The following is a 19,757-nucleotide window of genomic DNA, read 5'->3' on the forward strand; positions in this document are numbered from 1 at the left end:
GACGGACCGCCGGAACGGTCCTGTGGACTACTTCTTCTCTACGGCGTGGCCGCCGAACTGGTTGCGGAGCGCGGCGATCATCTTCATCTGCGGCGAGTCCTCCTGGCGGGAGGCGAACCGCGCGAACAGGGACGCCGTGATCGCGGGCAGCGGGACGGCGTTGTCGATCGCGGCCTCCACGGTCCAGCGGCCCTCGCCGGAGTCCTGTGCGTAGCCGCGCAGCTTGTCGAGGTGCTCGTCCTCGTCGAGGGCGTTGACCGCCAGGTCGAGGAGCCAGGACCGGATGACCGTGCCCTCCTGCCAGGAGCGGAAGACCTCGCGGACGTCGGTGACCGAGTCGACCTTCTCCAGCAGCTCCCAGCCCTCGGCGTAGGCCTGCATCATGGCGTACTCGATGCCGTTGTGGACCATCTTCGCGAAGTGGCCGGCGCCGACCTTGCCGGCGTGCACCGCCCCGAAGTCGCCCTCGGGCTTGAGCGCGTCGAAGACCGGCTGCACCTTGGCGACGTTCTCCGCGTCGCCGCCGTACATCAGCGCGTAGCCGTTCTCCAGGCCCCAGACGCCTCCGGAGACTCCGCAGTCGACGAAACCGATGCCCTTGGCGGCCAGCTCCTCGGCGTGCTTCTCGTCGTCCGTCCAGCGGGAGTTGCCGCCGTCCACGACGACGTCCCCCGGCTCCAGCAGTTCGCCCAGCTCGTCGACGGTCGACTGGGTGGCGGCACCGGCCGGGACCATCACCCAGACGACCCGCGGGCCCTTGAGCTTGCCCACAAGCTCAGAGAGGCTGTGGACATCGGCGAGGTCCGGGTTGCGGTCGTATCCGACGACGGTGTGACCTGCGCGGCGGATCCGCTCACGCATGTTGCCGCCCATCTTGCCGAGGCCGACGAGACCGAGCTCCATCAGTTGTTCCTTAGGTCGCTGTGTGGCGTGTGGGGCACCTTCGTACCCATGTCCGAGCCTAAACCCGGACCGTCACGCACACCTGTGGGCACACGCGCTCAGACGTACGGCCCATCCGCGGGCTCACCTGCGGCTTCACCCACAGGCCGGGAGGCGTTGCTCCACGGCCTGTGGACAGGTGCGGGCGGCTCAGCCGCTGAGGCGGACCGGCATGATCAGGTACTTGTAGGCCTCGTCCGCCTCGGCGTCGACCGCCGGCCTGCCGCTCAGCAGCGCGGGCTTGGTGGACGTCGTGAAGGACAGCTGGGCCACCGGGGAGTCGATGGCGCTGAGGCCGTCCAGCAGGAAGGTCGGGTTGAAGGCGATCGAGATGTCGTCACCGTCCAGCTGGGCGTCGACCCTCTCCACAGCCTGTGCGTCGTCGCTGGAGCCGGCCTCCAGGATGAGCACGCCCTGCTCGAAGCTGAGCCGCACCGGGGTGTTGCGCTCGGCGACCAGGGCGACACGCTTGACGGCCTCCACGAAGGGGGCGGTCTCGATCACGGCGATGGAGTTGAACTCCGTCGGGAACAGCGTGCGGTACTTCGGGAGGTCGCCCTCCAGCAGCCGGGTCGTCGTACGGCGGCCGGCGCCCTCGAAACCGATCAGGCCCTCGCCCGCGCCCGAGCCGGACAGCGCGATGGTGACGCTGTCGCCGCTCGTGAGCGCCTTGGCGGTGTCCAGGAGCGTCTTGGCGGGCACCAGGGCGACCGCGGAGGCGTCCGGGTTCTCCGGCTTCCACAGGAACTCGCGGACCGCGAAGCGGTAGCGGTCGGTGGACGCCAGCGTCACGGAGTCGCCCTCGATCTCGATGCGCACACCGGTGAGGACGGGCAGGGTGTCGTCGCGGCCGGCCGCGATGGCGACCTGGGCGGCGGCGGAGGCGAAGACCTCGCCGGGGACCGTGCCCGTCGCGTTCGGCATCTGGGGCAGCGACGGGTACTCCTCCACAGGCAGTGTGTGGAGTGTGAACCGCGAGGAGCCGCAGACCACCGTGGCCCGTACCCCGTCCGTGGAAATCTCCACCGGACGGTTGGGGAGGGCGCGGCAGATGTCCGCGAGCAACCGGCCGGAGACGAGGACCGTGCCCTCCTCCTCGACCTCGGTCTCCACCGACACGCGTGCGGAGACCTCGTAGTCGAAGCTGGAGAGGCTGAGGGCTCCGTCCTCGGCCTTCAGCAGGAGGCCGGCGAGGACAGGCGCCGGCGGACGGGCCGGGAGGCTGCGCGCCGCCCAGGCCACTGCCTCCGCGAGTACGTCGCGTTCCACCCGGATCTTCACTCTTGCCGCCTCCTGCTGTTGCCGGCGCTTCTCGCTCTGCCTGGCCTTCGTCGTCTGTCTCGGTGTCGTCGGCCCCTGTGAGGGGAAGGACCACCGGGGACCAGTCTGACGCACCGCACTGACAGTAGGTGCCCCTCGGGTCAAGTCGTGACGAGGGGCAGCCGGGGCCCGGACGGCGAGTTGTGCACAGCACCCCCTTCGAACCGGATTTCTCGCTCTCTCTAGTCGGGAGTAGTAGTAGGGGCTGTGGATACCGTGGATAACCCTGTTTCCGCAGCTCAGAGGCGAGATTTTGTCCACTGGTCCTGGGGACGGAGGCGGTGGACAACTGGGGTGTTCTGTGGAGAACAAAAAGTTCTGCACACGCCGTGCACAGGGTGAGGCGACTTCTCCCCAGGTGCGTCCCCAGGTTTACCCGGCTTTCCCACAGCCCAACCCGGCACCTTCGTGTGACGCCTTTCACTCCACCGGATGAGGAGGCGCGGCGGGTTGCCGAACAGTGGACAGCCGTGTGGAGAAGCCGGTGATCGCTGGGGACAACCGCCCGCAGCCTGTGGGCGGCCGGTGGACAACTCCGTGCACAGCCTGTGGACGAAGTTTCTGTCCACAGGCTGTGGAAATCTTTTGTCCACCGATCCACAGCCAGGTGACCTGCCCTGATTCTCTTCCACCCGAGGCGCCTGTGGACACGATCTGGACAACTTGGCAGTCCCCAGGTTGTGGACGGCAGAAAGTCACCGAATCTGTGGAGAGTGGCCGTAACCCGCCGCGTATTCGAACAGCGGATGACCGGCCGGCGACCCACCGCACCAAGAAGGGCGCCCCGGGACCGGGTCCCGGGGCGCCCTCGACACATCCGTGAAGCTCTGTCAGCCCGCCTTGATGCGGTTCGTCAGCTCGGTCACCTGGTTGTAGATGGAGCGCCGCTCGGCCATCAGATTGCGGATCTTGCGGTCCGCGTGCATGACCGTCGTGTGGTCGCGTCCGCCGAACAGGGCGCCGATCTTCGGCAGCGAGAGGTCCGTCAGCTCGCGGCACAGGTACATGGCGATCTGCCGGGCCGTCACCAGCGCCCGGCCCCGCGAGGTGCCGCACAGGTCCTCGACCGTGAGCCCGAAGTAGTCGGCGGTCGCGCCCATGATGGCTGTCGAGGTGATCTCGGGCGCCGAGTCGTCGCCGCCCGGCATCAGGTCCTTCAGGACGATCTCGGTCAGGCCCAGATCCACCGGCTGCCGGTTGAGCGACGCGAAGGCCGTCACCCGGATCAGCGCGCCCTCCAGCTCGCGGATGTTGCGCGAGATGCGGGACGCGATGAACTCCAACACCTCGGGCGGGGCGTTGAGCTGCTCCTGCACCGCCTTCTTGCGCAGGATCGCGATCCGCGTCTCCAGCTCGGGCGGCTGGACGTCCGTGATCAGACCCCACTCGAAACGGTTCCGCAGCCGGTCCTCCAGCGTCACCAGCTGCTTGGGCGGCCGGTCGGAGGACAGCACGATCTGCTTGTTGGCGTTGTGGAGCGTGTTGAAGGTGTGGAAGAACTCCTCCTGCGTCGACTCCTTGTCCGCCAGGAACTGGATGTCGTCGACGAGCAGGATGTCCATCTCGCGGTACCGCTTGCGGAAGCTGTCGCCCTTGCCGTCGCGGATGGAGTTGATGAACTCGTTGGTGAACTCCTCCGAGCTGACGTACCGCACCCGCGTGCCCGGATAGAGACTGCGCGCGTAGTGCCCGATGGCGTGCAGCAGGTGCGTCTTGCCGAGCCCCGACTCCCCGTAGATGAACAAGGGGTTGTACGCCTTCGCGGGCGCCTCGGCGACGGCGACCGCCGCCGCGTGCGCGAAGCGGTTGGAGGCGCCGATGACGAACGTGTCGAAGAGGTACTTCGGGTTGAGCCTGGCCGTGGGCTCACCGGGTCCGCTCGCCGACGCGGGCTTGGCGCCCGGCGCACCGGACCCACCGGACTGACCGTGGCCGGCCGGGCCCCGGTGCGGACGCCCGCCGCCCGAGGACTCCGGCATCTCCCGGCGGGTGGGGTCGCGCTGGTCGTACTCCGGGCGTGACTGCTGGTACTCGGAACGCTTCTGCTCGTAAGGCGAGCGGTCGTAGGACGGCCGCTCCATGGCCTGCGGCCGGTAGTCCTGCGAGGGCGGGCCGTAGGAGTCCTGGTCCTGCGGCCCGTACCCGTCCTGGGCCGGCGGGCCGTACGGGTCCTGCCCGGAGGGGCCGCCGTAGGAGTCCTGGGACGGCGACGCGTACGGGTCGCGCTCGGGGAAACCGAGGCGCTGCTGCTGCCAGCCGTACTCGTCCTGTCCCGGCCGGGGCCAGGCGCCGGGCTCGGGCCGCTGGTACTCCGACGGATAGGCCGGCCGCGCGGTCGGCAGCTGGTCCTGGCGGGAGCCCTGGTCGCCGCCCCCCTGAGGCTGATCGGCGCGGTGGCGGCCGTAGCCCTGGTAGGGGTTGTCACGCGGACCGCCGTCGTACTGGCCGGACTGGCGTTCGGATTCGTCGTAGCGTGAAGGCGCCGACGAGGCGGGAGGTTCGCCCGCGGAGTCGTCGACGGTGATCGCGATCCGGATCGGCCGACCGCACTCCCGGCTCAGCGTCTCGCTGACGACCGGGGCGAGGCGGCCTTCCAGGACGCCCTTCGCGAATTCGTTCGGCACGGCGAGCAGGGCGGTGTCCGCGACCAGGGCGAGCGGCTGGCAGCGCCTGATCCAGTGCTCGTCCTTCACCTCGACACCCTGGCCGCGGCCCTCACCGAGGAGCTGCTCCAGTACTCGTGGCCACACTGCGGCAAGATCGGCAGGTACGTCAGCCACAGGGCACGCTCTCTCGTGGGTCCCACGTTCGTGTGACGGTGGGACGGTTGGGGATTCGCATCGGGTGGGGGCAGGGACAAAGGAACGAATCGGAGTTCAGCCACGGTAGTCAGGGCGACGGCTGCGGTTCAAGTTGTTGTCCCCAGCCTGTGGACAGTGTCTCCCGACGGCCGCCGGTTTGACCGGATGGCGTAGCCGCGCGTACCGTGACCAGGTCGAGTTGTCGATGGCTGCTGCCGCCTGCCTCCGATGGGCACAGATCGCGTCAGGTGATCGGGAAGCGGTGCACTCGGGCGTTGACCGCGAGCTACCTCGTGGGCGCACGGTGACAGCCAGGACGGCACCCCGCCACCACCGATTGATTTCTGGAGCCCCCGAGTGAGCAAGCGCACCTTCCAGCCGAACAACCGTCGTCGCGCCAAGACCCACGGCTTCCGCCTGCGGATGCGCACCCGTGCCGGCCGCGCGATTCTCGCGAACCGCCGCAGCAAGGGCCGCGCCAACCTGTCCGCCTGAGCCTGATCAGGTCATGACGTCGTGCTGCCTACCGAGCATCGGCTGAGGCGGCGCGAGGACTTCGCGACCGCGGTACGACGGGGTCGTCGGGCAGGCCGCCCGACTCTCGTCGTCCATCTTCGAAGCGGTGCAACGGACCCGCACGCGCCTGGGGAGAGCGCTCCCCCGACGCGTGCGGGTTTCGTCGTGAGCAAGGCCGTGGGCGGAGCGGTCGTGCGCAACACAGTGAAGCGCAGACTGCGCCACCTGATGCGCGACCGTGTCGCCCTCCTCCCCCCCGGTAGCCTGGTAGTCGTACGGGCGCTGCCCGGTGCGGGCGATGCCGACCACGCACAGCTGGCCCAAGACCTCGATGCCGCCCTTCAACGGCTACTGGGAGGGGGCGCGCGATGAAGTACCCGCTGCTGGCCTTGATCAAGCTCTACCAGTGGACGATCAGTCCGCTGCTCGGGCCGGTGTGCAAGTACTACCCGTCGTGCTCCCACTACGGCTACACCGCCATCGACCGGCACGGTGCCATCAAGGGAACGGCCCTCACCGCCTGGCGCATCCTGCGATGCAATCCGTGGTCGCTCGGCGGCGTGGACCATGTCCCGCCGCGCAAGCGTCCGCGGTGGCACGAGATGCTGCGCAACACATGGCGCGCACGCAAGGGCGGGCCCTCCGCCGCCGAAACGGCCACCGAAGAGAATCCTTCTTCAAGCCCGGCCGCAGAGACCCCGTCCCATGCCCAAGGAGCATGATTAGTGGACACGATTGCCAGCCTCTTCAGTTTCATCACCACACCCGTCTCCTGGGTCATCGTCCAGTTCCACAAGGTGTACGGCGCCCTCTTCGGTCCGGACACCGGGTGGGCCTGGGGCCTGTCCATCGTGTCCCTGGTGATCCTGATCCGGATCTGCCTGATCCCGCTCTTCGTGAAGCAGATCAAGGCGACACGGGCGATGCAGACACTGCAGCCCGAGATGAAGAAGATCCAGGAGCGCTACAAGAACGACAAACAGCGCCAGTCCGAAGAGATGATGAAGCTGTACAAGGAGACGGGTACCAACCCGCTCTCCTCGTGCCTGCCCATCCTGGCGCAGTCCCCGTTCTTCTTCGCCCTGTACCACGTGCTCAGCGGCATCGCGTCGGGCGACAAGATCGGCGTCATCGACGAGCAGCTGCTCGAGAGCGCGCGGAAGGCGCACATCTTCGGCGCTCCGTTGGCCGCGAAGTTCACCGACGGCGCCTCGAAGGTGGAGGCGCTCGGCGCCACGCTGACGGACGTCCGCGTGGTCACCGCCATCATGATCGTCCTGATGTCGGCCTCGCAGTTCTTCACCCAGCGTCAGCTGATGACGAAGAACGTCGACACCTCGGTGAAGACGCCGTTCATGCAGCAGCAGAAGATGCTGATGTACGTCTTCCCCGTCATGTTCGCCGTCTTCGGCATCAACTTCCCGGTCGGTGTCCTCGTCTACTGGCTGACCACCAACGTGTGGACCATGGGCCAGCAGATGTACGTCATCCGCAACAACCCGACCCCGGGTTCCAAGGCTCAGGCCGCTTACCTGGAGCGCCTGTACAAGCACGTCACGCACCACGGCAAGACGCGCGGCCGCGGTCAGAAGGCCATCGTCAAGGCGATCGTGGCCAAGGGCCGCGACCGCAACGACTACGAGCGCAAGTTCATCAACGGTCTGAACAAGGCGGGTTTCGCGGCCCAGCCCGACGGCACCGTGACGAAGGGCGAGACCCAGACCGCCCTCCTGACCGAGGACGGCGAGGGCACGACGGCGACGGCCCGGCGACAGCAGCCCAAGCGCCAGAGCAAGTCCCAGCGCCAGTCCGGAGCCACGAAGGCGGCCGGCGAGCCCACCTCGCTGACCAAGTCCGACCAGCCGCAGGACGCCAAGCCCGTCGGCGCCGCCAAGCCGAAACCGGGCTCCGGTGGGCGCAGCAAGGCCCAGTCCGGGCAGCGCAAGGGCGGCCCGCAGCGCCCCAAGTCCCCGTCCAAGAAGTAAGAAGGAGCCGATCCCGTGACGGAAGGCACCACCTCCGCCGCCGCCGAGGGTACAGACACCCTGACCCGCCTGGAGCAGGAAGGCGAGATCGCGGCGGACTACCTTGAGGGTCTGCTGGACATCGCCGACCTCGACGGCGACATCGACATGGATGTCGAGGCCGACCGCGCTTCGGTGTCGATCATCAGCGACGCCGGTGGCCGCGATCTCTACAAGCTCGTCGGCCGGGACGGTGAGGTGCTGGAGGCGTTGCAGGAGCTGACGCGTCTTGCCGTGCACCGGGAGACCGGCGACCGCAGCCGCCTGATGCTGGACATCGCGGGTTACCGGGCCAAGAAGCGCACCGAACTCTCCGAGCTGGGCGCCAAGGCCGCGGCCGACGCGCAGAACAGCGGGGAGCCGGTCAAGCTGAACCCGATGACGCCTTTCGAGCGCAAGGTCGTCCACGACGCGGTCAAGGCGGCCGGTCTGCGCAGCGCGTCCGAGGGCGAGGAGCCGCAGCGCTTCGTCGTCGTGCTGCCCAACTGATTCAGTACGTACGTATCACCGGCCCCGTCTGTCGCGCAGGCGGGGCCGGTCTTTGTCAGCCTGGTAGTTCTGGTGGTCGGCGCTGAACGCGTCGATGCGGTACGGAAGGACGGTCCCCGTGACGGAGGCAGCGGAGCTCCCCCCTGCGCCCGAGCAAGCACGCGAGGTATTCGGTGATCGCTTCGCGGATGCGGTCCGGTACGCCGAGCTCCTGGCCGAGGCAGGTGTGCAGCGTGGGCTCATCGGTCCGCGGGAGGTGCCCCGGCTGTGGGAGAGGCACATTCTGAACTGTGCGGTGCTCTCCGAAGCCGTGCCCGAGGATGTGACGGTCTGCGACGTCGGGTCCGGCGCCGGCCTGCCCGGCATTCCCCTGGCCCTGGTGCGGGAGGATTTGAAGATCACGCTGCTGGAGCCCCTCCTGCGGCGCACCAATTTTCTCACCGAGGTCGTCGAGCTCCTCGGCTTGGACCATGTGACGGTCGTTCGCGGCCGGGCCGAGGAAGTCATGGGCAAGCTGCCGCCTGTCCACGTCGTGACCGCACGCGCCGTGGCCCCCCTGGACCGGCTGGCCGCCTGGGGCATCCCCCTGCTGCGCCCCTACGGTGAGATGCTCGCGCTGAAGGGCGACACCGCAGAGGAGGAACTGAAGAGCGCGGCCACCGCACTCAGCAAGCTCGGTGCGGTGAGCACCTCGATTCTTCACGTCGGTGAGGGAGTGGTCGATCCGCTCTCCACGGTCGTGCGGGTCGAGGTCGGGGAGAGCCCCGGCGGTGTGAGGTTCGCCGCGAAGCGCGCCAAGGCGGCCCGGACAGGGCGGACGCGCCGTCGCCGATGACGGGGCTGAGGCAGCCCTACTCCACACAAGCTGCCCGTTCTGCGCATGACGGAGTGTCGCGGCATTTCGGTCACGGCCGCTGTGCATCGTGTTTCACGTGAAACATCGCTCATTGCTGCACGGCATCATCAGTCGCGGACGCGCTGCGGCCGAACCCCGCGACCGAAAGCCTCTCGGCTCACTCGTCAAGGGGGCAGAGTTGTCCACAGAGGTGGATTTCTCCACAGAAGACCAGGCCTCACTGGTTCACCACCCCGAAGGCATGGGAGGCTCTGTTCATTGCGAGCCTGAAGTCGAGGAGAGTGAATCGTTGCGGTCCGACGCCAACATCGCGGGACCGATGACCGATCCGGTCCCCGGTCCCCGTACCGAGTCGATGGGGGAGGATGTTTCACGTGAAACACCGCCTCCGATGGACGACACTCCGATCGGTCGTGCTGCCCAACTGGCGGTGGAGGCTCTCGGCCGCGCCGGCGAAGACCTGCCGCGGCCTGAGCAGACCCGCATCATCGTGGTCGCCAACCAGAAGGGCGGCGTGGGCAAGACGACGACGACCGTCAACCTTGCCGCTTCGCTGGCGCTGCACGGTGGTCGTGTCCTGGTGATCGACCTTGACCCGCAGGGCAATGCGTCCACCGCCCTCGGGATCGACCATCACGCCGAGGTTCCATCCATCTACGACGTGTTGGTCGAGAGCCGCCCTCTGGCGGAAGTGGTCCAACCGGTCCCCGATGTCGAAGGCCTCTTCTGCGCCCCCGCCACGATCGACCTCGCCGGTGCGGAGATCGAGCTGGTGTCGCTGGTGGCTCGCGAGAGCCGGCTCGAGCGAGCCATCCAGGCGTACGAGCAGCCGCTGGACTATGTCCTCATCGACTGTCCTCCCTCACTCGGCCTGCTGACGGTCAACGCGCTCGTTGCCGGCCAGGAGGTCCTCATCCCGATCCAGTGCGAGTACTACGCACTGGAGGGACTGGGTCAGCTGCTGCGCAACGTCGACCTGGTGCGGGGGCACCTCAACCCCACGCTCCATGTGTCGACCATCCTGCTCACCATGTACGACGGCCGGACGCGCCTCGCATCGCAGGTCGCCGAGGAGGTGCGCACCCACTTCGGCGACGAGGTGCTGCGGACGAGCATTCCTCGCTCGGTCCGCATCTCCGAGGCGCCGAGCTATGGGCAGACGGTGCTCACCTACGACCCTGGATCGAGCGGTGCCCTGTCCTACCTTGAAGCAGCCCGAGAGATCGCGCTGAGGGGTGTCGGCGTCACCTACGACGCTGCGCACGCCCATCTCGGCGCCCAGAACAATCCGACCATGGAGGGGATCCAGTGAGTGATCGACGGAGGGGGCTGGGTCGTGGTCTCGGTGCACTGATCCCTGCTGCACCGACCGAGAGGACACCGGCGCAGACCGCCGTGGGAGGCGTGGCCTCCACGTCGTCCGCCGGTGTTCCGGTTCTGACGACCGACCGTGGGGTGGCCGCAGCGAAGGTGGCCACGCTGCCGCCTGTTCCACGTGAAACCGAGGGGCTCTCGGCGAACGGTGGTGCGGACGTGCCCGCCCCGCCCATGGGCGCCCACTTCGCGGAACTTCCGCTCGACTCGATCACCCCGAACCCGCGCCAGCCGCGTGAGGTATTCGACGAGGACGCGCTCCAGGAGCTGATCACCTCCATCAGGGAGGTCGGCCTCCTCCAGCCGGTCGTCGTGCGGCAGATCGGCCCCGCGCGTTACGAGCTGATCATGGGCGAGCGGCGTTGGCGGGCCTGTCGTGAAGCCGGCCTGGAGGCGATTCCGGCGATCGTCCGGGCCACGGAGGACGAGAAGCTCCTTCTGGACGCGTTGCTGGAGAACCTCCACCGGGCTCAGCTGAACCCGTTGGAGGAGGCTGCCGCGTACGACCAGTTGCTGAAGGACTTCAACTGCACGCATGACCAGTTGGCCGACCGGATCGGACGCTCGCGTCCCCAGGTCTCCAACACGCTGCGGCTGCTGAGGCTCTCCCCGGCGGTCCAGCGCCGGGTGGCGGCTGGTGTGCTTTCGGCCGGCCATGCCCGAGCCCTGCTCTCCGTCAATGACTCGGAGGAGCAGGACAGGCTGGCCCACCGCATTGTGGCGGAAGGGCTGTCCGTGCGGGCGGTCGAGGAGATCGTGACCCTGATGGGTGCGCACCCTCAGGCTCCTCAGCGATCCAAGGGCCCCCGCGCCGGAGGCCGGGTCTCGCCGGCGCTGTCCGACCTCGCCACCCGGCTCTCGGACCGCTTCGAGACCCGAGTGAAGGTCGACCTGGGACAGAAGAAGGGCAAGATCACCGTCGAGTTCGCCTCCATGGAAGATCTTGAGCGGATCCTCGACAGCTTGGCTCCCGGCGAAGGGCCCGTTCTCCAGAGGGGCCTCGTGGAGGGTGAGTCCGAGGAAGCGGACGACTGAGCCGTCCCCTGGCCGGGCTGTACCGTCCCGCCGACTGCCAAGAGCGAGCCGCCTCCGGTGTCTGCGGAACGCGGCTCGCTCTTTGCGGTCAGGCGGTGTCGAGGCCATGGCGTCGTGGATACGATGCGATGAGGTATGGCGCGACCACCTGATGACACCTCTGAGTAGGAGGCAGGGGCCATGCGAACGATGAGCCGGACCAGACTGATGGGTGCTGCCTTGGGGCTCGGTGCGGTCGGCGGGTTCGTCGGCAGCCTGCTCAGGGAACGGAGCGCTCTGACAGCCGCTCGCGATGCCGCGGGCGAAGGAAGCGAGGATCAGCCTTCATGGGGCGCCGGCTCGTACCGCTCACACTGGACAATCTTCAGGACCTTCCCCAGCGCTGCCGCTCGTGTGTCTTCTGGGAGCTGGACCCCGTCAGCGGTGAGGCAGCGATAGGAGCTGGCACGGCGACGGTGGAGAAGGAGGCCTGGATCTCCGCCGTCCTGCTCGACTGGGGCTCCTGCGGCCGGGTCGTTTATGTCGATGACGTCCCGGTGGGCTACGTGCTCTACGCTCCGCCCGCGTACGTTGCCCGCTCGACGGCGTTCCCCACAAGCCCCGTCTCCCCGGACGCGGTGCAGCTGATGACCGCGTTCATCATGCCGGGCTACCAGGGCCAAGGGCTCGGCCGAGTGATGGTCCAGACGGTTGCCAAGGATCTGCTGCGCCGAGGCTTCAAAGCGGTCGAGGCATTTGGAGACGCCCGCTGGAAGGACCCCGCCTGCCTTCTGCCGGCCGATCATCTGCTGGCGGTGGGCTTCAAGACGGTCCGGCCGCACCCCTCTCACCCGCGGTTGAGACTGGAGCTGCGCACCACCCTCTCCTGGAAGGAAGACGTGGAGATGGCGCTCGACCGACTGCTGGGGGCCGTGCAGAAGGAGCCGGCGCTGCGACCGCTGTAATGGTTGGGACCGGGTTCGCGTGACTGGATTCATGCGATCGGCCTTGAGTGCCCGGTTCGTGACAAGCGAGTGGGCCGACCCTCCGGGTCGGCCCACTCCTGTTTCACGTGAAACATCCGGCGTTGGAGCGCCAGAAGGTCACTCGGCGATGAAGTCCTCGAGGTCGCGGACGAGCGCGGCCTTGGGCTTGGCGCCGACGATCGTCTTGGCGACCTCGCCGTTCTGGTAGACGTTCAGGGTCGGGATGGACATCACGCCGTACTTGGCGGCCGTACCCGGGTTCTCGTCGATGTTGAGCTTGACGACCTCGATCTTGTCGCCGTACTCGGCCGCGATCGCTTCGAGAGACGGAGCGATCTGGCGGCACGGGCCGCACCAGGCAGCCCAGAAGTCCACCAGGACGGGCTTCTCGCTCTTGAGGACGTCCTGCTCGAAGGAGTCGTCGGTTACGTGCTTGAGGTCGGCCACGGCGGGCTCCTTTAACTGATGTGTGCGGTGGGGCGGGAGGGGGTCAGACGGCGGTCTTCTCGGGCTCGGCCTGCTCCTCGTCCGCGAGGGCGGCGAGGTAGCGCTCGGCGTCCAGGGCGGCGGAGCAGCCGGTGCCGGCCGCGGTGATCGCCTGACGGTAGGTGTGGTCGACGACGTCTCCGGCGGCGAAGACGCCCGTCACGTTCGTCCGGGTGGACGGGGCGGCAACCTTGAGGTAACCCTCCTCGTCCAGCTCGAGCTGTCCCTTGAAGAGCTCGGTGCGCGGGTCGTGGCCGATCGCGATGAACAGGCCCGTCACCGGCAGGTCGGAGAGTTCACCGGTCTTGAGATTGCGCAGCTTCAGACCGGCCAGCTTGGGATCACCCTGGATCTCGGCGACCTCGCTGTCCCAGACGAAGCTGATCTTCGGGTCGGCGAAGGCACGCTCCTGCATCGCCTTGGAGGCGCGCAGGGTGTCACGCCGGTGGACGATCGTCACGGACTTGGCGAAGCGCGAGAGGAATGTGGCCTCCTCCATCGCGGTGTCCCCGCCGCCGATCACGGCGATGTCCTGGTCCTTGAAGAAGAAGCCGTCGCACGTGGCACACCACGAGACACCGCGGCCCGAGAGGGCGTCCTCGTTGGGCAGGCCGAGCTTGCGGTGCTGAGAGCCGGTGGTGACGATGACAGCCTTGGCCCGGTGCACAGTGCCGGCCGTGTCGGTCACCGTCTTGATCTCACCGCTGAGGTCGACGGAGACGACGTCGTCGGGGATCAGCTCGGCCCCGAAGCGCTCGGCCTGGGCGCGCATGTTGTCCATGAGCTCCGGGCCCATGATGCCGTCCTGGAAGCCAGGGAAGTTCTCCACCTCAGTGGTGTTCATCAGGGCGCCGCCCGCGGTGACGGCTCCTTCGAACACCAGCGGCTTCAGCGAAGCGCGGGCCGTGTAGAGCGCCGCCGTGTAGCCGGCGGGCCCGGAGCCGATGATGATCACGTTTCGGACGTCGCTCACGGCTTGATTCCTCGTCTCTGGTCTGTGTCGATCGACCGGGGGAGCGTCTGGGAACTCTCACCCCACCCAACGGATCCTAAGGGGCGTGCATTCCCGGTGTGTCCGGGCACACGAAAGGGCCCGCGCCGTACGGGATACCACGCACGACGAGGACGAAGCGCGAAGCGTCACCGGCGGGCGTAGGAGACCTTCAGAAGGATTGTCGCCGTGCCGGACGACGGCTGCCTGACGCAGGTCGCATCCATGAGGTACGCGGTGACCCGGCTGCTGTCGGAGCCTTCGGGCAGAACCACGAGGAAAGCTTCCTTCCCCTGGTATGTGCCCTTCTCGGCGGCCAGAGCCGCGTTCTTCCGATCGATGCCCTTCTGGATGCAGCCGGGCACCGTGGGTTGCTGCAAGATCCGGGGACTGTTGGTCTCGGGCTCGCCCTGCATTCCCAGCGTGTGCGGACTGGAGTGGGGGGAGGCGGCCAGGAGACCAGCGACCTTCTGTTCCAGACCGTTCTCGGAGAAGGTGTCCGCGACGGTGGCCCGCCGGCCGGGCGCCGAGGTCCCCGGCCCCTCGTCGCCGGTCAGCGACGACACCAGAACCGACCCGAGGCCCAGGGCGGCGACGGCGAGGGCGGTCCCGAGTGCGGCGATCCTGCGGCGCCCGCCCGGTGGGCGATTCTTGCGGCCCGGTCCGGTGGTGGTGCTACGGGCATGCCCGGCGGGCCGCGGTCGCGTCGCCGATGTTTCACGTGGAACATGAGCAGTGGCGTGGTCCGCGGCTGGAGCGGCAGACCCCGCCGTGGCCAGCGGTTCCGGAGCCGTGGCACTGATCAAGGCGTCGGCGGCCAGTGCGGCATCGATGCGCTGGGCGACATCGTCCGGCATCCGGGTCGGCCCGGGCAGTGTCCCGAGGAGGCCTCTGATCTCCTCCAGCGACGCGTGGACGTCCGCGCAGAGCACGCAGGTGTCCAGATGGCGCCGTACCTCCGCACTGCGAGAGGGGAGGAGCAGACCCTCGGTGAAGTCGGAGATCTCCGCGACGTCCGGGTGCCCGGCCGTGTCCGTCGTCGATGTCACGTTCGCCCACCTCCGCCCTTCACAGCAGTTGAATCGCCGGTGCCGGCGCCGTCCGGGTCCTCGGCCCGAGGACCCGCTGCCGGTGGGACGGATGTCCCCTGCGCCCGGTTCCGTTCTCGACCGCTTTCTGTCGCCTCGCCGGAAGCCGCGGGCCGCAGATGGGTGAGCAAAGGCAGGAGTCTCGCTCTGCCGCGGGCGCAGCGGCTCTTCACCGTCCCTGCGGGAACGTCGAGCATGCGGGCGGCATCGGCGACCGGGTAGCCCTGCATGTCGACCAGGACGAGCGCCGCACGCTGCTCGGGCGGGAGAGTGCCGAGAGCTTCGAGGAGCTGGCGGTGCAGGTCGTTGCGTTCGGCGGGTGCCGAGGCCGACTCGTGAGGCTCCAGCAACAGCTCCAGGCGCTCGGTGTCGTCGACCGGGGAGGTTTTGCGGGAGGCCGCCTTGCGGGCCCGGTCCAGGCAGGCGTTCACGGTGATCCGGTGCAGCCAGGTGGTCACGGCGGACTGGCCGCGGAAGGTGTGGGCGGCGCGGTAGGCGGACACGAGAGCGTCCTGGACCGCGTCAGCGGCCTCCTCGCGGTCTCCCAACGTTTTCAGGGCCACGGCCCACAGCCGGTCACGGTGACGCCGCACAAGCTCACCGAAGGCGTCGGGATCGCCCGCCACGTGGCGGGCGAGGAGGTCCTGATCGCTGATTCCGCCGTACCCGGCACCTGGTGTCATCGGACCCCCCTCCCCATCGGGTGAGATCTCAGCCCGTGAACTTCACGTCGGTGATGGCCTGTTTGTAGCCGGAGCCGCTGAAGCCGTCGGTGGGGGCGAACGGGACGGCGGTGATCCAGAGCAGCACGTACTGGGTCCTCACGGTCTTCGACGCCTTCACCGTGAGCGAGCTCCCGCTGGCGTCGGCCGTGCCGATCTCCCGCATCCCGCTGATGCCTGTGGAAGGGGTGAGCGAGTCCGTGGCGTAGAGCTTCACGGTCGTGTGGTCGCCGACGTACCGGAGTCCTATCGACGCCGCGGAGACCTCCTGTGCCGATCCGAGGTCGTACACGATGCCCACTCCGGGCTTGTACGGAGCGAGTTCAGGGCCGTCGTCGTAGCGCTTCGTCCGCCAGTAGGTGGAGCTGTCGCCGTCATAGGTGTTGGCGACGTCCTCCGGTGCCTGGGCGGCACCGCTGGCGACGTACTCCTGCGAGCTCTGGATCTTGAGCTGCTGGACCGGCCTGGGCGCGGCGCTGTTGTTGTCGTCGCCGTCCGTCGTCTGCGTCTGGTTCGTGTCGTCGGAGTCGCCCTGGTCCATCAGGGCGTCCGCCAGCTGCCAGCTGCCGAGGCCGAGGGCCGCGATCAGCAGCGCGGAGACCGCCCACTTGAGCGCCTTGCCGGTGCGGCTCTGCAACGGGGGAGGCGGGCTCTGCACCGGCTGGGTGGCGCCCGGGTGGGTCGCGGGACGTCCGTAGCTGCCCTGCTGGTACGTCGTGCGCTGGTACTCGGGGGGAGCGGTGAACGCGGGCTCCGGCGGGCGGATGCGGGGCATCTCACCGATGGCCTTGACCAGTTCCTCCGGAGTGGTGCAGGCCGACTCGTGCCGGGAGGCGGTCGCCCCGTCGTTGACGAGAGCGCGCATCGTCAGCTCCGACAGGCCGCGGTGGACGCCGGCACGTACCTGGTCGGGGGCGATCAGCCCGATGTCCTTGGGCAGCCCGGACAGGCCGTAGGCGGCGTTCTCGTACGGCCAGCGCTGGGTGAGTGCCGCGTACAGCAGGGCGCCGATCGCTTCGGTGTCGGTGCGCTGGGGAGTGTCGGAGCTGATGCCGCGCAGCGCCGCGTTCACCGCGAGGCCGCGGATACGCCACTGCCCGGTGGAGGTACGCAGCACCGCGTTGGGGTTCAACCGCAGGTGGGCGAGCCCTTCGCGGTGGGCGGCCGCCATGGCCGAGGCGATCTGACTCACCATCTGGTACGCGTCGTGCGGCTCCAGCGGTCCGGAGGCGAGGAGGGTGGTCAGTTCGGTGGCGTCGGGCAGCCACTCGTGGACGACGTAGACGAGGTCGTTCTCTTCGACGGCGTCCAGGACCTGGACGAAGCGAGGGTCGCCGAGCAGGGCGGAGGACCGGGCCGCCGCCAGGACGGAACGGGCCCGCGTGTGATCCGCGGGCAGAACATGGACGCCGACGGCACGGCGGAGTTTCTCGTCGACCGCACGCCAACTGCTGAAGCCGTCCAGACGGGTGACGCAGTCCTCGAGTCGGTAGCGCCTGGCGAGCTTGTGGCCGCTGTGCAGTTCTGGCGTCGAGGCCTTCCCGGGACCCTCGGTCCCGCTACTCCCCTGTGCCTCGTCGCTGTCCGTGTCCCGCTCCCGGTTCGTGGCCACACCGTCGGCCGTGGACTGGTCCGCCTGTGCGGTCAGCGGCTCGTCACCGCTGTTGTCTGCCACGTCGACGGCAGCCGTACTCCGTTCCGCCACCGTCGTTCCTGCCTCCCCATCCATGCGCGCCGTCCGACCTCGTGCGCGCCGTCCGACGCCGAAACCAATTGTGCCCACAGTCCGCCGCTATGCACGACACGCGGCGGCGGACGATGGTTGTGCGCCTCCTCGTGCGTCAACGCCCCAGGCGCCCGCGAACCATGCCGACGAGCGAGTTCAGTTCCTCGATACGCATACGGCGGGCGGCGACGAAGAAGACGCCGAGCAGGACGACTCCGCCGGCCAGCAGGGCGGCGAAGGAGCCGAGGACGCCCTGGCCGAGGGTCTGGGCGATGCCGTAGCAGGCAGCTCCGCTGAGCAGGGCGGCCGGTACGGCGGCGATGCACAGTCGCGCGTACGTCCGCAGCACGCGGGCACCGTCCAGGTCCCCGCCGAGCCGCTTGCGCAGCCGGTTCCAGGCGACGCCGACACCGATGACGTAGGCCAGGCCGTAGGAGGCGGCCATGCCGACCACGGCCCAGCGGGCCGGAAGCACGAGGTAGCAGGCGGCGGAGGCGGCGGCGTTGACGGCCGCCACGATCACCGTGTTGTAGAAGGGGGTGCGCGTGTCCTCGTACGCGTAGAAGGCACGCAGGACGACGTACTGCACGGAGTAGGGGATCAGGCCGAGGCCGAAGGCCATCAGCATGAACCCCATGTTGGTGGCCTCGCTGATACCCGAGGAGCCGAAGATCAGGGTGCACATGGGGACGCCGAGCGCGATGAAGCCGAAGGCGATGGGCACGATGGCGACGGCCGTGGTGCGCAGCCCCTGGGAGATGTCGTCGCGGACGGCGCCCGAGTCCTGCTCGGCCGCCGAGCGCGAGATACGGGGCAGCAGGGCGGCCATCAGCGACACGGTGATGATGGCCTGTGGCAGACCCCAGATCAGCTGGGCGTTGGCGTAGGCGGCGAAACCGGTTCCCCTGACGCCCGAATCGATGCCGGCGGCGGTGGACAACTGGGTGACCACCAGCGCACCCGCCTGGTTGGCGAGGACGAACAGGATCGTCCACTTGGCCAGCATGGCGGCCTTGCCGAGGCCGTGGCCCTTCCAGTCGAAGCGCAGCCGCATCCGGAAGCCGGTCTCGCGCAGGTACGGGATCATCGCGAGGGCCTGGACGACCAGGCCGAGCAGGATGCCGATGCCGAGCAGCCGCTGGCCCTGCGGCGGGATGTTCGTGACGCTCATGTGGGAGTCCGCCGCGGTGCCGTACACCCACAGGAACATGCCGAGCGTCACGATGATGACGATGTTGTTCAGGACCGGGGTCCACATCATCGCGCCGAACTTCCCACGGGCGTTGAGGATCTGCCCCATCACCACGTGGACGCCCATGAAGAAGATCGAGGGCAGGAAGTAGCGCGTGAAGGTGACGGCGACGTCGTTGGCCGCGGGGTTGTTGGCGACGGGGTTCGCCAGCATGCGGACCAGGAGCGGCGCGGCGAACATCGCGAGGCCGGTGAGCGCGGCCAGGGCCACCATCACGAGGGTCAGGAGGCGATTGGCGTAGGCCTCGCCGCCGTCGTCGTCCTCCTTCATGGCACGGACGAGCTGCGGCACGAAGACGGAGTTGAGGCCGCCGCCGACGGTCAGGATGTAGATCATCGTCGGAAGCTGGTAGGCGACCTGGAAGGAGTCGCCGAGAAAGCCGAGGCCCAGGGCGGCGACGATCATCGCCGACCGGATGAACCCGGTCAGACGCGAGACCATGGTGCCCGCCGCCATCACCGCGCTCGACTTCAGCAACCCCGTGGCGCGCCCGCCCTTCTTCGCAGGCTGCGCCGGGGCCGCCGCAGGGGTGGCGGTGAGGTTCATGGTCTGGTCGGCTCCGGACGCCGAACCCGCGGGCTCCGACGCATACGCGGCGACGGGTGCCTGGTGCTGCGTCGCCGGACCCTGCCCGCCCGGAGCGTGCGCCGGTCCCGGTACCGAGGGTGCGTCCATCGGTGAGCGGGTGCCGCCCTGCTGCTGGTCGCGGAAGAGGTGAGCGAAGGCGTCGGGTTCGTGACGCTCCTCACCGGAGTGCGTGACGAGGTCGTCCACGCCCACGTACTGGGTCGTGCGGGGGTCGTCGCCGTACGGCAGGTACTGCGTCGGGCCCTCCGGCTCGGGCGCCGGCGTGGGGGCCCACACGCGAGGGTCGGGCGCGTACGGGGACTGCTGCGGCTGCCCGTAGAGCGGCTGTTGGGGAGGGTAGGCGGCGGGTGGCGGCGGGGGGTGCGCGGCACGGTCGTAGAGCGCCTCGGCGACCGGATCCTGCGACGTGAGGTCCTGGGATCGGTACGGGTCCTGGTCGTAGGCGTCCTGGAGGTACATGTCCGCGGGATGCTGCGGCGGCACCTGGCCGTGGTCGGGCGGCGGGCCCTCGGGGTGACCCGAGCTGCCCGCGGCCTGGCCGCGGTCACCGTCGTACGGCGCGTTCATGGTTACCCCACCTCA

The 19,757-nt window shown here is 68.7% G+C and carries 18 protein-coding genes; 9 read left to right on the forward strand and 9 right to left on the reverse strand.

Annotated elements, in window-relative coordinates; translation table 11 throughout:
* Positions 1–27 precede the first annotated feature (27 nt).
* The 3 genes from gnd to dnaA all read right to left on the reverse strand — a co-directional run bounded on the left by gnd (position 28) and on the right by dnaA (position 5,042).
* A complete protein-coding gene (gnd, locus tag ACZ5Y0_RS22525; protein ID WP_252544939.1) occupies positions 28–903 on the reverse strand; it encodes a phosphogluconate dehydrogenase (NAD(+)-dependent, decarboxylating) in 876 nt (291 codons plus the stop codon).
* Positions 904–1,092: 189 nt separating this feature from the next.
* Positions 1,093–2,223, reverse strand: coding sequence for a DNA polymerase III subunit beta (gene dnaN, locus ACZ5Y0_RS22530; RefSeq protein ID WP_469130475.1), 1,131 nt, complete (start codon positions 2,221–2,223; stop codon positions 1,093–1,095).
* Between the two features lie 869 nt (positions 2,224–3,092).
* Complete coding sequence (dnaA, locus tag ACZ5Y0_RS22535; RefSeq protein WP_469130476.1) at positions 3,093–5,042, reverse strand: chromosomal replication initiator protein DnaA; 1,950 nt, start codon at positions 5,040–5,042, stop codon at positions 3,093–3,095.
* 378 nt (positions 5,043–5,420) lie between these two features.
* On the opposite strand from dnaA, the gene rpmH reads away from it, so the two are divergent.
* From rpmH to ACZ5Y0_RS22580, 9 genes are all read left to right on the forward strand, one after another.
* The gene (rpmH, locus tag ACZ5Y0_RS22540) at positions 5,421–5,558 is read left to right on the forward strand and encodes a 50S ribosomal protein L34 (protein ID WP_018846094.1); all 138 of its coding nucleotides are present in this window, start codon (positions 5,421–5,423) and stop codon (positions 5,556–5,558) included.
* Between the two features lie 21 nt (positions 5,559–5,579).
* Entirely contained in the window at positions 5,580–5,951 is a 372-nt protein-coding gene (gene rnpA / locus ACZ5Y0_RS22545; RefSeq protein WP_073491208.1) for a ribonuclease P protein component, read from the forward strand.
* A complete protein-coding gene (gene yidD, locus ACZ5Y0_RS22550) occupies positions 5,948–6,301 on the forward strand; it encodes a membrane protein insertion efficiency factor YidD (RefSeq protein WP_469130477.1) in 354 nt (117 codons plus the stop codon). Before rnpA ends, yidD begins: the two co-directional genes overlap by 4 nt.
* Before the next feature lie 3 nt (positions 6,302–6,304).
* Complete coding sequence (gene yidC / locus ACZ5Y0_RS22555; RefSeq protein WP_469130478.1) at positions 6,305–7,564, forward strand: membrane protein insertase YidC; 1,260 nt, start codon at positions 6,305–6,307, stop codon at positions 7,562–7,564.
* Positions 7,565–7,579: 15 nt separating this feature from the next.
* Positions 7,580–8,092 carry a Jag family protein gene (locus ACZ5Y0_RS22560; protein WP_469130479.1) on the forward strand — a complete coding sequence of 171 codons (513 nt, stop codon included), beginning with the start codon at positions 7,580–7,582 and terminating at the stop codon, positions 8,090–8,092.
* A gap of 118 nt (positions 8,093–8,210) precedes the next feature.
* Positions 8,211–8,927, forward strand: coding sequence for a 16S rRNA (guanine(527)-N(7))-methyltransferase RsmG (gene rsmG, locus ACZ5Y0_RS22565; RefSeq protein ID WP_469130480.1), 717 nt, complete (start codon positions 8,211–8,213; stop codon positions 8,925–8,927).
* Positions 8,928–9,189: 262 nt separating this feature from the next.
* Complete coding sequence (locus tag ACZ5Y0_RS22570) at positions 9,190–10,260, forward strand: ParA family protein (RefSeq protein ID WP_469130575.1); 1,071 nt, start codon at positions 9,190–9,192, stop codon at positions 10,258–10,260.
* Complete coding sequence (locus ACZ5Y0_RS22575; protein WP_469130481.1) at positions 10,257–11,357, forward strand: ParB/RepB/Spo0J family partition protein; 1,101 nt, start codon at positions 10,257–10,259, stop codon at positions 11,355–11,357. The genes ACZ5Y0_RS22570 and ACZ5Y0_RS22575 overlap by 4 nt, the downstream gene beginning before the upstream one ends.
* Positions 11,358–11,683: 326 nt before the next feature.
* Complete coding sequence (locus ACZ5Y0_RS22580; protein WP_469130482.1) at positions 11,684–12,301, forward strand: GNAT family N-acetyltransferase; 618 nt, start codon at positions 11,684–11,686, stop codon at positions 12,299–12,301.
* Positions 12,302–12,439: 138 nt separating this feature from the next.
* Here ACZ5Y0_RS22580 and trxA read toward each other — a convergent pair whose 3' ends face one another.
* The 6 genes from trxA to murJ form a co-directional block, all read right to left on the reverse strand.
* A complete protein-coding gene (gene trxA / locus ACZ5Y0_RS22585) occupies positions 12,440–12,769 on the reverse strand; it encodes a thioredoxin (RefSeq protein WP_073491213.1) in 330 nt (109 codons plus the stop codon).
* Between the two features lie 43 nt (positions 12,770–12,812).
* A complete protein-coding gene (gene trxB, locus ACZ5Y0_RS22590) occupies positions 12,813–13,781 on the reverse strand; it encodes a thioredoxin-disulfide reductase (RefSeq protein ID WP_469130483.1) in 969 nt (322 codons plus the stop codon).
* A 167-nt stretch (positions 13,782–13,948) separates the two neighbouring features.
* A complete protein-coding gene (locus ACZ5Y0_RS22595; protein ID WP_469130484.1) occupies positions 13,949–14,848 on the reverse strand; it encodes an anti-sigma factor in 900 nt (299 codons plus the stop codon).
* Positions 14,845–15,570: an RNA polymerase sigma factor SigM gene (gene sigM / locus ACZ5Y0_RS22600; protein ID WP_469130485.1), complete on the reverse strand. Its 726-nt coding sequence runs from the start codon at positions 15,568–15,570 to the stop codon at positions 14,845–14,847. Before sigM ends, ACZ5Y0_RS22595 begins: the two co-directional genes overlap by 4 nt.
* A gap of 28 nt (positions 15,571–15,598) precedes the next feature.
* Positions 15,599–17,314 (reverse strand): protein kinase family protein, encoded by a 1,716-nt coding sequence (locus ACZ5Y0_RS22605; protein ID WP_469130486.1) that lies wholly within the window; start codon positions 17,312–17,314, stop codon positions 15,599–15,601.
* 136 nt (positions 17,315–17,450) lie between these two features.
* Positions 17,451–19,742, reverse strand: a complete 2,292-nt coding sequence (gene murJ / locus ACZ5Y0_RS22610) for a murein biosynthesis integral membrane protein MurJ (protein ID WP_469130487.1) — start codon at positions 19,740–19,742, stop codon at positions 17,451–17,453.
* Between the last annotated feature and the right edge of the window lie 15 nt (positions 19,743–19,757).

This window comes from Streptomyces sp. NPDC033216, from assembly GCF_055577115.1.

Excerpts from the sequence above, each read along its gene's own strand:
- gnd (WP_252544939.1), bottom strand. The coding sequence starts at position 903 with ATGGAGCTCGGTCTCGTCGGCCTCGGCAAGATGGGCGGCAACATGCGT.
- yidD (WP_469130477.1), top strand. The coding sequence starts at position 5,948 with ATGAAGTACCCGCTGCTGGCCTTGATCAAGCTCTACCAGTGGACGATC.
- ACZ5Y0_RS22570 (WP_469130575.1), top strand. The coding sequence starts at position 9,190 with ATGGGAGGCTCTGTTCATTGCGAGCCTGAAGTCGAGGAGAGTGAATCG.
- ACZ5Y0_RS22580 (WP_469130482.1), top strand. The coding sequence starts at position 11,684 with ATGGGGCGCCGGCTCGTACCGCTCACACTGGACAATCTTCAGGACCTT.
- sigM (WP_469130485.1), bottom strand. The coding sequence starts at position 15,570 with ATGACACCAGGTGCCGGGTACGGCGGAATCAGCGATCAGGACCTCCTC.
- murJ (WP_469130487.1), bottom strand. The coding sequence starts at position 19,742 with ATGAACGCGCCGTACGACGGTGACCGCGGCCAGGCCGCGGGCAGCTCG.